Source organism: Paenibacillus sp. Lou8.1 (assembly GCF_024213565.1).
In the GTDB taxonomy this organism is placed as follows: Bacteria; Bacillota; Bacilli; order Paenibacillales; family Paenibacillaceae; genus Paenibacillus; species Paenibacillus polymyxa_B.
This window is the reverse complement of sequence record NZ_JANAVN010000015.1, coordinates 100,330-112,920: the sequence shown is the minus strand read 5'-3', so window position 1 is coordinate 112,920 and position 12,591 is coordinate 100,330. Positions and strand designations below refer to the sequence as shown.

General features: G+C 44.6%; 16 protein-coding genes. 13 read left to right on the top strand and 3 right to left on the bottom strand.

Annotated elements, in window-relative coordinates; all coding sequences use genetic code 11:
• Positions 1–30 precede the first annotated feature (30 nt).
• The gene (locus NLX78_RS20635) at positions 31–1,122 is read right to left on the bottom strand and encodes a LuxR C-terminal-related transcriptional regulator (RefSeq protein ID WP_254351433.1); all 1,092 of its coding nucleotides are present in this window, start codon (positions 1,120–1,122) and stop codon (positions 31–33) included.
• A gap of 172 nt (positions 1,123–1,294) precedes the next feature.
• On the opposite strand from NLX78_RS20635, the gene NLX78_RS20630 reads away from it, so the two are divergent.
• The 11 genes from NLX78_RS20630 (at position 1,295) to NLX78_RS20580 (ending at position 10,036) form a co-directional block, all read left to right on the top strand.
• The gene (locus tag NLX78_RS20630; RefSeq protein WP_250267847.1) at positions 1,295–2,062 is read left to right on the top strand and encodes a class I SAM-dependent methyltransferase; all 768 of its coding nucleotides are present in this window, start codon (positions 1,295–1,297) and stop codon (positions 2,060–2,062) included.
• Positions 2,049–3,134 (top strand): saccharopine dehydrogenase family protein, encoded by a 1,086-nt coding sequence (locus NLX78_RS20625; protein WP_254351401.1) that lies wholly within the window; start codon positions 2,049–2,051, stop codon positions 3,132–3,134. Before NLX78_RS20630 ends, NLX78_RS20625 begins: the two co-directional genes overlap by 14 nt.
• 302 nt (positions 3,135–3,436) lie before the next feature.
• Positions 3,437–3,994, top strand: coding sequence for an SMI1/KNR4 family protein (locus tag NLX78_RS20620; protein WP_061829100.1), 558 nt, complete (start codon positions 3,437–3,439; stop codon positions 3,992–3,994).
• Positions 3,995–4,040: 46 nt separating this feature from the next.
• Positions 4,041–4,211 (top strand): hypothetical protein, encoded by a 171-nt coding sequence (locus tag NLX78_RS20615; RefSeq protein ID WP_250267849.1) that lies wholly within the window; start codon positions 4,041–4,043, stop codon positions 4,209–4,211.
• A gap of 33 nt (positions 4,212–4,244) precedes the next feature.
• On the top strand, positions 4,245–4,958 hold the full coding sequence (locus tag NLX78_RS20610; RefSeq protein WP_254351400.1) for an HAD family hydrolase: 714 nt from the start codon (positions 4,245–4,247) through the stop codon (positions 4,956–4,958).
• Positions 4,955–5,542: a GNAT family N-acetyltransferase gene (locus NLX78_RS20605; RefSeq protein ID WP_250261990.1), complete on the top strand. Its 588-nt coding sequence runs from the start codon at positions 4,955–4,957 to the stop codon at positions 5,540–5,542. The genes NLX78_RS20610 and NLX78_RS20605 overlap by 4 nt, the downstream gene beginning before the upstream one ends.
• A gap of 222 nt (positions 5,543–5,764) precedes the next feature.
• On the top strand, positions 5,765–6,247 hold the full coding sequence (locus NLX78_RS20600; RefSeq protein WP_165176205.1) for a ribosomal maturation YjgA family protein: 483 nt from the start codon (positions 5,765–5,767) through the stop codon (positions 6,245–6,247).
• 60 nt (positions 6,248–6,307) lie between these two features.
• On the top strand, positions 6,308–7,519 hold the full coding sequence (locus NLX78_RS20595) for a rhamnogalacturonan acetylesterase (RefSeq protein ID WP_254351432.1): 1,212 nt from the start codon (positions 6,308–6,310) through the stop codon (positions 7,517–7,519).
• 115 nt (positions 7,520–7,634) lie between these two features.
• Positions 7,635–8,579, top strand: a complete 945-nt coding sequence (locus NLX78_RS20590) for a class I SAM-dependent methyltransferase (protein WP_250261989.1) — start codon at positions 7,635–7,637, stop codon at positions 8,577–8,579.
• Positions 8,580–8,888: 309 nt separating this feature from the next.
• The gene (locus NLX78_RS20585) at positions 8,889–9,446 is read left to right on the top strand and encodes a hypothetical protein (RefSeq protein WP_250261988.1); all 558 of its coding nucleotides are present in this window, start codon (positions 8,889–8,891) and stop codon (positions 9,444–9,446) included.
• A gap of 29 nt (positions 9,447–9,475) precedes the next feature.
• Positions 9,476–10,036, top strand: coding sequence for a GNAT family N-acetyltransferase (locus tag NLX78_RS20580; protein ID WP_061829107.1), 561 nt, complete (start codon positions 9,476–9,478; stop codon positions 10,034–10,036).
• A 2-nt stretch (positions 10,037–10,038) separates the two neighbouring features.
• Here the strand turns inward: NLX78_RS20580 and NLX78_RS20575 are convergent, their stop codons facing one another.
• Both NLX78_RS20575 and NLX78_RS20570 read right to left on the bottom strand, forming a co-directional pair.
• Complete coding sequence (locus NLX78_RS20575) at positions 10,039–10,380, bottom strand: GIY-YIG nuclease family protein (protein WP_069291460.1); 342 nt, start codon at positions 10,378–10,380, stop codon at positions 10,039–10,041.
• Between the two features lie 33 nt (positions 10,381–10,413).
• Positions 10,414–11,172, bottom strand: coding sequence for a DUF2087 domain-containing protein (locus NLX78_RS20570; protein ID WP_254326444.1), 759 nt, complete (start codon positions 11,170–11,172; stop codon positions 10,414–10,416).
• Between the two features lie 208 nt (positions 11,173–11,380).
• Here NLX78_RS20570 and NLX78_RS20565 point away from each other — a divergent pair, with 208 nt between their 5' ends.
• A complete protein-coding gene (locus tag NLX78_RS20565) occupies positions 11,381–11,869 on the top strand; it encodes a HEAT repeat domain-containing protein (RefSeq protein WP_254351399.1) in 489 nt (162 codons plus the stop codon).
• A gap of 162 nt (positions 11,870–12,031) precedes the next feature.
• Entirely contained in the window at positions 12,032–12,544 is a 513-nt protein-coding gene (locus NLX78_RS20560; protein ID WP_254351398.1) for a hypothetical protein, read from the top strand.
• The last annotated feature ends 47 nt before the right edge of the window (positions 12,545–12,591 follow it).

Genomic DNA, 12,591 nt, shown 5'->3' with positions numbered 1-12,591 from the left:
TAATTGGGTCATCTGTCTTTTTTACATAGGTTAGTTGAATCTGGAATATACCTTCCATACGAGCTCACGACGGCTGCTTACATCTGTTTTCAAGAAAATCGCTTTCAGATGATCCTGCACCGTGTAGGCAGTAATATGAAGTGCGCTGGCCAGCTCCTTGGTCGAAAAGCCTTGAACAATGAGCTGGACAATTTGTCTCTCTCGTTCGGACCATGAGTACACCTCGGTCATAAGCGGCAGCATGTCAGTTGCTTTAGCAGCCTCAAACCATACGGCTAGCTGTTTCTGGCCCGTATGCTCCTGTCCGCCTTGCAAATGGGTGGCCCTGATGGTTACCCATGGGGTTCCTGCGTCTGCGGAAGGAATACATAGTCGGGCTGGTGCAGTGGCAGTGGATAGCGCTCGCAAGCATACCGCCCGGACAGGAGCCGGAAGGCTGTCTTCATGGATTCCCTCCTGCTGCCGAAGCAGCTGTAGCCACTGCTCTGCTACTGTATTGGATGAGATCGGTTCTAGCTTATCAGAAAGTATGAGAACTCCTGGTTCAAGTTCATTTTCCGTAATCATGGCAGGGGCTGGAGATAGACCGACACTGGCCTGACGCAGATGGTAGGCAATGGATGGCGCTAACGCTTCAAGCAGTTGTTGCTCTTCCTCGCTGAATACAGGTTTTCCATGATGACGGAACAACGTAAGAAATCCCCAACAGCTCCCTTTGTACATAAACGGAACACGTAGCTCGTCCCCGAATCCAGCGGGGTGCAAAACATCTCTATATCGTGTGCTCCGATCCGGTTGGCCTTGTGTAGACCCATGTAGCGTGGCTACAGACTGTCCGTCTCGCACCAACTGATCATACTTCATCATATCGTCGTGCAGATATTCGTATTCTAGCAGTTTGTTATGAATGTCCTCCACACCCGATTCTGTAAATGCCCCCGTGGAAAGCAGCGTACGCGGATCTACTGAGGTACAGCACGCCGCATCGAAAGCAACCTGAGTACGCAAGCGGTCGATTAGGGTGTGCTTGTACGTTAGGGATGAGGGGGCTTTTTTCCCCAGATTAATGATCTGCTGTCGAGCGTCCTTAAGCTGTGCAAATGGCGTGTAATGTGCGTTCATCATTTACTCCTATCGTGAAAGCTGGAGATTCTCAAGCACGATTATTAAATCCCACATTTATGGGATGGTGGATATTCGTATTGTCTTTATAATTGAGAATGATTCTTAATTAAATCAACAATAAACGAATGGTCTGAGAAGATCAAGGCTAAATGTTTGGAGGAAAGCACATATGAAACATACCCCTATTGGAAATACGGACTCAAATCAACCGATGAGCTGGAATCATCCGAATGTGCATAAGTACGCGGATACGATTGCTTTAAAAATACCTGGATATGCTCATTTGTACGAGATGACAGACTGTTTGATAACCGCACAGCTTGAGGCACAAGCTCATACTCGAAATATAGATCCAAATGTGCTAATTGTCGGTGCTGGAGGCGGTCAGGAATTGATAACGCTCGGAGGGCGCCATGAAGCATGGTCCTTTACGGCAGTTGATCCCTCTGAGCACATGCTTGATTTGGCACGTAAGCGTGTGACACATGCGGGCATCAGTTCAACAATATCGTTTGTTGCAGGTACGTTGGAAGAGTCATCCAGAGGACCGATCTATGACGCTGCAACCTGCCTGCTGGTGCTTCATTTTCTTCAGAGCTTGGAAAGTAAACAGGCATTGCTACGCCAGATATCTGCTCGACTCAAGCCGGGTGCACCTTTTTGTCTAGCTTCTATTAATGGGAATTCGCAGGAGCCTTCTTTTTCTATCCAAATGCAGGCGTGGAAGGGTCATATGCTGAGTCAGGGCATTTCACTGGAGGATTGGGAACGATTCGCTGCTTCCATCGGTCGTGAGTCAAACCCGGTGTCCAATGCGGCAATACAGGAACTGTTGATAGATGCAGGCTTTACCCATATCACCCGGTATTATGGCGCTTTTTTAATAAATGCATGGTTTGCGGTTAAAGAGGGAGAGACGACTTATGACAAAGGATAACATCATCATCATTGGCGGGTATGGCCATGTTGGAAAAATTGTATGCACGGAGTTAAGTGAAATGTTTCCCGACAAGGTATTTGCCGCAGGTCGTAGTCTGGAGCGGGCCACTGAATTTAGTAGACAATCGAATGGTAAGATACGGCCCTTGCAGCTAAATATTCATGAGCCGATGGACCCGTCGATATTAGAGCAAGCTAAATTGGTTATCATGTGTCTGGATCAGGACAATACGGCCTTGGTACGTGCCTGTCTACAACATGGGGTGCATTACATGGATATTACAGCGAATGCGGCCTTTTTGAGTCAGGTGGAGCAGTGTCATCAGGAGGCCCGAGCTTATCAGGCCACAGCCCTGTTAAGTGTAGGATTAGCTCCGGGCCTGACCAATCTGTTGGCACTGCAAGCGACACAGCTCATGGATCAGACAGATGAGTTGAACATATCTTTGATGCTAGGCTTGGGGGATCGACACGGTCAGGCTGCCATTGAGTGGACAGTAGATCAGATTCATGCCGATTTGGAGGTTATAGAACAGGGACGCCCTGTGACTCGAAAAAGCTTTACCGACGGCATAGTGGCAGACTTTGGTGCAGGAGTGGGTCGTCATCGGGCGTATCGATTTCCTTTTTCGGATCAGCAGACACTTCCTCGTACGCTCAAAGTTCCTACCGTTAGCACACGCCTTTGCTTTGATTCGCGCTTGACCACCCGGCTTCTGGCAGGTCTTCGGACGATAGGAGTATCAGGTTTACTCCGACAGCAAACCGTGCGTGATGCGGTGGTTCGCAGCTTTGGCAAGGTACATATAGGAGGGAATGCTGTAGCGGTCAAGGTAGATGCCCGAGGAACGCTCAATGGCAAAGAGACGAAGGTTGATTGCCGGCTAAGGGGCCACCATCAGTCTGATTTAACCGCTAAGGCAGCCGTCTTTGCAGCGCTCGCCCTGTACCGTTCAGAACTTCCATATGGTGTATTTCACATGGAGCAGGTTTTTTCGTGGAATCGCATGCGGGCTTGGTTGGGGCAGCAAGTATCCGTAGATATTCAGGTGAACGGACAGCATGTATAGAAGTCATATTTTCAAATAAAGGACTCTCATATAATCCAAGCTTATTCAGCAACGCATTGCGGATAGGTCTTGGATTTCTTTTCCTGTTAGATTACACTAGAATGAAGTACATATTTTTGGAAAAGACCTAAGGGGATGATATGAAATGTGGAACCCCTATGAAATAGCAGACAGCATACGCAGGAACGAGGGGATATTTTATGGAAGGCCCGCGCCGTGTTGGTGAAGTTGAAGTTACAAGCCTGGTAGGCCTCTTGACGAATCCGGTCAACTAGCTAGCTACTGAGGAGTCGATAAGAGAGATGGATATCGCTTATATCATAGATTTATTACGTAAACACGATGTGACCTTAGCTCCAGGCTTATCCATGCAAGAGGTTACCGATGTCGAAGGCAGGTATGATATTCACTTCCCGCCCGATTTGAGGGAGCTTCTGATGAGTGTTCTTCCCATCGGTAAAAGCTTTATCCCTTGGAGAGATACGTCACCACAGCGGATGGGTGTAATTCGGCAAAGGTTGAATTGGCCGCTGGAAGGTATGATTTTTGATGTGGAGCAGCATATATTCTGGCCTCCCGAATGGGGCGAAAAACCGACAGATTCGGCGGAAGCCGTTGATATATGTAAACGTGAGATTTTACGTGTGCCCAAGCTAATCCCGATCAACGGACATCGATATATCCCAGAGCAGCCATCTGAAGAAGGAAATCCGGTATTTTCAGTGTATCAAACGGATATTATCGTGTATGGGGAATGTTTGCAGGAGTATTTCAAGCTGGAATTTGGAGAGAAGCCTTATGAACAAATTGATTTTAATGCCGTAAAAAAGGTGCGTTTTTGGAGCAACTTTTGTGAGTGAGTGTCAGGAAGATGAATAAGTCGAAACGAAGGAAGGGGAGCATGATGTGAAGGTGGAGCAGGATTTGGAAGAAATCAAAGAAAGGTTGACCCAGATCGAGACCAAACTGGAACAAAAGTCGACCTCCAAGAGAATCTTGAAGTACATGATCATCATTTTCTTGTCTATTTTTTTTCTTTTATTTCTAATAGGAATTATTCAATTTGTTTCAACCTAATCGGTGCAAGAGGATGAAGGAAGGGAGCTATTTATGTCCATAGAAGCGATTATTTTTGATCTGGATAATACTCTTATTCATCGCAAACAGGCGTTTGCGGCATATACAGAGTGCTTTATAGAACGATTTATTGTGGCAGAAGAACCTGCGATCCGCGCGGCTGTCGTTGAACAGATACGTTTGGCGGATCAGGACGGATATCGGGATAAGAGGGAACTGTATACCGAGCTGCATGCAGACTTGGAACTGAAAAATCCCGATACGTCAGTACAAGAGATGTTGGGCTTTTGGTATGGTGAATTTCATAAGTTTACGGTGTTGATGGACGGGGCCAAGGAAGTGCTGTCCGAACTGCGGTCGCGTGGCTTGAAGCTTGGTATTATTACCAACGGCTCACTCCGTACGCAGCAAGCGAAAATCGACCGAGTTATGCTGAGGGATTATGTGGATTCTATTATCGTATCGGGCGGCGTCAACATCCAGAAGCCTAATCCTCGAATTTTCGAGTTGGCTCTGAATGAGCTGGGCATTGTCGATCCCGGCCATGCCTGCTATGTAGGCGATCACCCGACAAATGATATTCGTGGTGCACAAAGTGCAGGATTGCATACCATCTGGCTGGAAGGCTTTATGACGTGGCAGGAAACGGGCATTGTACCGGACTATCAGATTGGGAGTTTGCGTGAAATCACAGGTTGGCTGGATCGTCGCAGTTATTCAACGAATAAGGAGGAGGGTGCATCATGAGTATGGAGCAGCAACCGAATCCCATTCTCTTATCGTTCCCTGACCAATTCCAGACGGAACGATTGACCATACGTGCCCCGCAGTGGGGGGATGGGGCGGCAGTCAATGAGGCGATGCGAGAGAGTGCGAATGAACTGCGGCCTTGGCTTCCGTTTGCAAGAAATCTTCCTACGGCAGAGGAATCTGAAATCCGTTCGCGCCAAGCCAGACTTAAATTTCTGGATCGGTCTGATATGATGTTGTATATATTTGATACGGTTTCGGGAGAATTTGTAGCCAGCAGCGGTCTGCATCGTATTGATTGGGATGCACGAAGATTTGAAATTGGGTATTGGCTCAGAACATCATGGACCGGAAAAGGCATTATCACAGAGGCCGTGCACGGTATTACGGATTTTGCCATACAGCATTTGAATGCCAATCGGGTGGAGATTCGTTGTGATTCCAGAAACACACGCAGCGCCAAGGTAGCGGAACGTGCAGGTTTTACACTGGAGGGGATTTTAAGAAACGTCGAGTATGATGAAGAGGGAAGCATGGCACACGAAATGGTTTTTGCCAAGGTGCGTGGTATTGAATTTTAGTATCCTCACATGAACAGTTTGGAAGTTGCTGATGGTTTGTACGATATTACGGAGGCTCATTATGATTAATTATATTATGAAAAATACAGACAAGTTAGTGTGCATACAATATGTCATCAGCAAAAGGTTCAGCAATCTTGCAAGCGCTATCCAAGAGAGGATGATTTACGAATTTCCAGCAGCTTGGCGAAGATGTCCCAGCATTAGGACAGGTGATTTAGCATGAGGAGCGTTCGTAAGAGCATCATCAGGAAGGCCAATCGGGAAATAAAGGCGAAATTCCGCTGGAAGGCCCGCGCTGCGTACCTAATTGCTGTGCTGGTCACGATTTTGTTGGGTTTGGGAAGCCGGGTTTTCTCCTCCCAGTTGCCTGAATTCGTTGCTAATCACTTTGGGGATGCTTTGTGGGCGTGCATGATTTATTTTGGGCTGAGAATGTTGTGGGTGAATCGTCAATTGTCTGTAGCCCTGTGGGGCAGCTTGCTGTTTTGCTTCGCCATTGAGTTCAGCCAGATGTACCAGGCTCCCTGGATTAACCATATTCGGGCAACGACGCTGGGCGGCCTGGTGCTTGGGAAAGGGTTCCTAACCGCGGATCTGATCAGGTACACGGTTGGCATTGTGGTATCCTGGGCGCTGGATCAAGGTTGTCAAAAGCTGGCGGGGAGCAATACACGTAGAGACAATGACAAACCACTCAAATAACCTGAAAAGCGAGGGTTGCGCTTGAAACAAAAGGGAAAGCGTCACAGGTTGTTCGGTAAGATGATTGGATTATGCGCAGGGTTCAGCTTGTTGTTTGCAACCATACTTATCCCAGGGCAGGCACTGGCCGAAAGACAGCTTGCGGCGCCTCTTCGATTTGACTTTGGCCCTGGGAACGTAGCTGACGGCTACACCCAAGTCACTGCCAAGGATGTTTACACGCCTGAGCGAGGCTATGGATTTACCGATCTTTCCAAAGTGAATGAAGAGGATCGTGGTGGAAGTAATGCTATACGCTCAGATTTTGTTCGTGTTCAAGGATCATCATTTGTCGTCAATTTACCACCTGCGGATTACACGCTTTCCCTAATTGCCGGAGATACTGCCGGAAACACAGACATTACGGTTAAAGCCGAGTCCATCGTCAAGGTAGAACCTACTGCCAAAACAGCAGGACAATTTGTCGAGGCTGGATTTGAACTTGCACTCATCGACGGTCAGCTCGAATTGTATTTCTCAGGTAATGAAGCGAAGATTAACGCTTTGGTTATTACTCCAAAGGATGCTCGAACGGCTGGAGAACGCCCTTCGGTATATCTTGCGGGAGATTCTACGGTTCAAACCTATAAATCCGCGATGAAGCCTCAAGCGGGCTGGGGGCAAATGATTGCTCCGTTCTTCACAGATGAGCCTATTTTTGTGAACCGTTCTATTGGTGGACGAAGCACGAAAACCTTTCTGGTACAAGGGCGGTTAGATGATATTTTACGCAATATCCGTCCAGGAGATTATCTGCTCATTCAGTTTGGACATAATGATGCCGCGATCAACAACCAAGAGCGTTATGTTTCACCCGCGGATTACAAAGTTTACTTAAAAACCTACATCCAAGGAGCCATCCAACGCGGTGCAACACCTGTGCTAATTACTCCTGTTGGCCGCCGGGATTATGATGCGGCAAGTGCCTCGTTTCGGATTAGTTTCCCGGAATATGTGCAGGCCATGAAGGAAACAGCATCGGAGACAAATGTTGCACTGGTCGATCTTAGCCGCTTGAGTGTAGCGTACTATGATACACTTGGCCTCGAAGGAACACTTCCGTTATTTTTACATGTGGAGCCAGGGGTGTATCCTGCATTTCCTGATGGAGTGAAGGATGATACACATTTTCAGGAATACGGTGCGGAGCAAATAGCTCGGCTGGTAGCTCAGGGAATACGTGAGTTGAATATTCCTTTATCCTCTTATGTACAGGCGGAAGATTCGCAATAAAACATTATTTCCATAGTCATGGTATACTTAGAAAATAAGCTGGCCCTACCCAAAGATAGCATTGCTTAGGCTTGGGTAGGGCTTTAATGTTCTGGATCTTAAGGAGGAAGCGAGAATGACAGTCGCTCAACTTCATAATCTTATTAACGGTCAACTCCTGTACAATCAGCATCGGAGTTTATTTTATATGCGCGAGGGTTCTGTTCTGTTAGGACCTTCAACAGAAATGACGTACTGGTTGACGCAGAGAAGCTCGGAGCTGATCCTCATGCTTCAAAGCTTGAAGCGCCAGCATACGTATAACGCTTTTGTGACGGATGTAGCGGCTAAAATACTGTCCCAGTTTGTAAATACCAATCAGTATCTACATTTTCACACAGATCATGCGAGGGAGCTTACGGAGCTGTATGATCGACTCTTCACTCGGATTGAAAAGTTGTTCCAGAAGAAATCTATAGATAGAGCAATCCTGGACCTGCTGCTTCAGCAGCATTACGGACATTTGAGAGATTTTTTAACTCGTACCAATGGACGTGAAATGTTTGCTAAGTATGCAGAGTGTGAGTATACCTTTTGGATACCTTGTGAGGAATATACGCCGGAGTTGCAAGCTAATCTACTAGGATTGGATATTGCTCGTTTACAAGAGCCTGTTCTAGATGTTGGTTGCGGATCTGAGGCACGGTTAATTACTTATTTACGTGCCTGTGGAATTGAGGCTTACGGAACAGATCGGCTGGCTGAAACAGAAGGTTGTGTCACTCGAGGAGATTGGTTAGAGACCACCTTTGGAGAAAGTGCATGGGGGACGATCATTTCACATATGGCATTCTCCAATCATTTTATACATCATCATCTGAAGGCAGATGGTAATATTCATGAGTACGCTCGCAAATATATGGAATTGCTTAGAGCCATTCGGCCAGGAGGGAGTTTTATTTACAGTCCGTGCCTGCCGTTTATGGAAGAGCTTTTGGATGCCCGAATGGGTTATCAAGTAGAGTATATCCAGTCATCTGAAGGTTACAGGGCCACGAAAATAACGCGTGTACATTCATAAGCGCGAGTAGTAGTCCATTCATTTGTCAGATTCATTCTTGGAATGGTAGTATAAGGATAGATATTACTCTATTTGGGATTCTGTTAATGATAAAGATTCTCATGAAGCTAATTAGACACCATTAGAGGATGATCATTAGCTGTATGGCTGCACTGAATAATAATAATTAGCTTACGGATAACGGAATTTTCAGGAAAGATTAAATCATATTTTCCTAAAAGCCGATATATGGGAATGAGGCGAGAACATACTGTTATTATACCCGCCCGAAAATGGAAGTATATAATTTGGGTTAGGAGAGTAGAAGAAGTGTCAGATCTGTATACGAAAAAAGAAGTAGAAGATTATGTAACGAACGTGGTTTTCGAACGACCTTTAGGTGTAAGCATTTCAGCCATTTTATTGATCTTTAATGGGGCACTTCTGTTGGTGACCCAGCTATTGACGCTTAATGCATTAAATGAGGCTTCTACGTTAGTAGGCATTTGTAGGGGCATGTTTCAAGGATTTATCGCGTTACTCGGTTTGGCAGGGACGACTGCCGGTGTCGGTATGTTATTTGGTAAGAAGTGGGCTTGGTGGCTGGCAGTATTTTATTTTACATATGAGACCATGCGTTATACGTGTGCAATTCTGTTTATTCCAGATGTCCCTCCAACGTTGGGCGGTGTACAGCTAAACCCTGCTCTATACTACGTAAAATATGGTATGCGTATTATTTGGAATTTGTTGTTTACGTTGTTCATGTGTCGTAGTAAAGTCACAGGTTTTTTTCAAACAAGTGGAATCCACAAGTGGAGAGCATGTATTGTATTATTCTTCATAAATGGAGTGATGGTTGGGATTGGCTGGTGGCTGATAAGATAGGTTCTTCGATGTAAAGGAGGAGATGGATAATGTCAATGGAAACGTTTCCGATTTTAGAAACCGATAGGCTTCGTTTAAGACAGCTTACAGTAGGGGATGCGGAGGATGTGTTCGGCTATTTTTCCAAGGATGAGGTCACACAATATTATGACTTGGAAAGCTTTACAGAGGTAGAGCAAGCCGAAAAATTTATTCGTTCGATGCTAACCAGATATGAGAAGCAAGAGGGCTTTCGTTGGGGGATTACGTTAAAAGAAGCTCCTGAGCGGATCGTGGGTACAATTGGATTCCATAACTGGCACAAGGAGCACTCCCGTATTGAAATTGGGTATGAGCTGGCACCGGAATATTGGCGGCAAGGTCTGATGACAGAAGCGATGAAGGTGGTCGTGAATTATGGCTTTCAATTGCCGCAGGTTCACCGTATAGAAGCCTTCATTGATCCAGATAACGAAGGCTCCAGACGGCTACTGCTCAAAAGTGGCTTTACTAAAGAAGGTCACCTGAGAGACTATTTTTATGAAAAAGGTCAGTTTGTCGACGCTGTTATTTTTGGCTACCTTCGGAAGGAGTTTTCCGTGGATCGGTAAGTTTACAAATATCCCTTGTCTCCGTATGGCTGGAGTCGATCAAGCCAGGTCTGCTCCAGCTTTGTCAGTGCATCTTTGACATCAAAGAACGCTGAGTCCTTTTTCTTCAAAACGTCCAGCACTTCAAATTCAAACGAATCTTCGCCATACTCATTCCATTCCTGTTGCAGTTGTTTATTCTTAAATCCACCCATGTTCAGCTCAAAACGCCGTCCATTCAGCGACTTTAAATTCGGCGTGGAAGAGACGAAAATTTTCCCGTTACGTGTATTTCGAATGCAATAGATTCCTGCCTCTGTCTTCATCTCCATGTACTGCTGCACCAATTCTTTTCTTCGATTCATTGTCGAATCCTCCTATTGTATAAACGTTAAGATTCAAGATTCCTTCAACCAATATTCACTGCCATCCGGCTTACGATCCAATAGATTGTATTCAATCATATATCTTCGCACCGTGACATAATCGTCATATACTTCCTGTAAAATCGCATTGATATCTTTCTCATGATATATTTGTCCATTTACAAAACGGCCCGCAATTTCACGCAGCACAATCAGCTTGTGCTTTTCTTGCATTTTAAAGGTCTTTAGGCGTCCGTCTGTCCCATTCGGAAAATACTTCGTGAGTACCTTTTGCCGCTCGTTTTCCGTAATGTTGTAGCGTTCGTCCACCATCCGTGCTTGTACTGGTACTTCTACAATGGCAGGAGCGTGTCGGTCTTTCTCCTTTAACAGCTCCATTAATGTGAGAAAAACCTTGGCCTGTCGTTCTTTTTCTTTGAGACCAAAGCGATGATTACGTATGGTGGATGCGCTGCCGATTCCAGTTTCCTTTTGAATATCCGCATCGCCCATGCCTTGATAAAATAACTGAAGCAACCGATTCTGATGATCCGTCAGTCCAGTCAGCTTTTTGTCCAGACCGATCAAATAGTCAAAGACCGAACCGTACGTCCGCTCAATATGAAGTCGCATGTACCTCTCCGCGTCATAAAATACCCCTTGATCCTGATATATGATGCCTTGCTCAAATCGCTGTCCGTCCAGCAGGCAAATTACCTGTTCTTCTTGGCGAATATATCCTCGCTTCAGTTCTTCGATTCCAGCATTCCAGAACAGTTCGGAATGATCCATTTTAGCAAACACCTCAATTAAATGATGATTATTTTATAGACAATATAACATTTTGTTTGTTTTAAATCAATGAGTGGATATTTATTTAGGGTCTCAACAATGTTCGCTATATACAAAAGAGACATCGGATTGTTATCATATGTAAATTATTGAATTGCTTTAAGACTGGATAGTTGCTATATATTGTAATAAGGTGGGTTGGTAAACTATGAACAAAATGCGATTAGAAGAAGTCATAGAAAGTGGAGATTTAAAGGAAGCGGTAAAGATTATAGAGGAGATAGGTGAAAAGCTGGATTATACATTCACTCCAATATTATTGAGATATTTAGCAACGACGGATAGTGTATTGCTAAGAAATGTAATCGCCATTACGTTAGCTGATCTAGGAGACCGTGAAGCGGTGTTGCCTCTTATCGACTTGTTAAGAAATCCAAAGACCAAGGGGAATAGAGGAACACTGTTATATGCTTTAGAATTTTTTGACGTATCTACTCATGTTGTGGCGCTGGTAGATTTACTGGATGATACCTTTGAAGCGAGTAGACATTCTTATCAACTGATAAGTAACGTGCAAGATAAAATCTCTGAGGCTCAAAAGGACATATGTAGACAAATGATAAGAAGAAAGCTGACCGATCATAAAAACAAATATAAGCGTGACTTTTTGCTAGAATCTTTAGAGCTTTTTACATGATTCTTTTATTAGAGAGGTTTGGTTGGAGTGGTAAAAAAAACTGTTTTATTCGTGATCATCATTGTAATTGCATATACAGTTGTATCCATTACAACAGGAAGTCCGATAGAAAGAGTCCAATTTCGGAGTAACGTCACTGACTACCTACATAAAACGTACACTATGAACTGGAAAATTGATTCAGTTGATTATGATTTTAAGAATGATAAATTTATAGCTAATGTGATTTCTGACTCAGGGATTTCTTTTTTGGTGGATGAAGACTATTATGGGCAAATGATGGATAACTATGCCTGTTCTATTTGGATGGATGAGATAAAAACTGCCGTGACCAAAAAAGCAAAGCAAGTTACAGGATCAGATGCAGAAGTGATAGTAGATATATATAGTCTTGGAAGTCATACTATAATATACCGCGATGAAATTCCAAGCTATTCTACTGTTAGCCGAGCCTTCTCATCAAACGCTACAATTTATATTAAAGGTAACTTTTCAGCCACTCATTATCTTCAAGAGATGTTGGAAATAAAGCAGTGGATTGTTGAAAAGAAGTATGATGCTTCGTTAACGTTTGAGCCCAAAGATAAGGATGTTTACTTCTATTTACCTACTGAAGATCTGAAAAAAATTAAAAAGCCAGAGGATCTCAATCCTTATCGCCTTCAAATTAATTAATTATTCTACCCAAGAACTTGAAACAGAGCCCTCCCCTGTGGAATTAA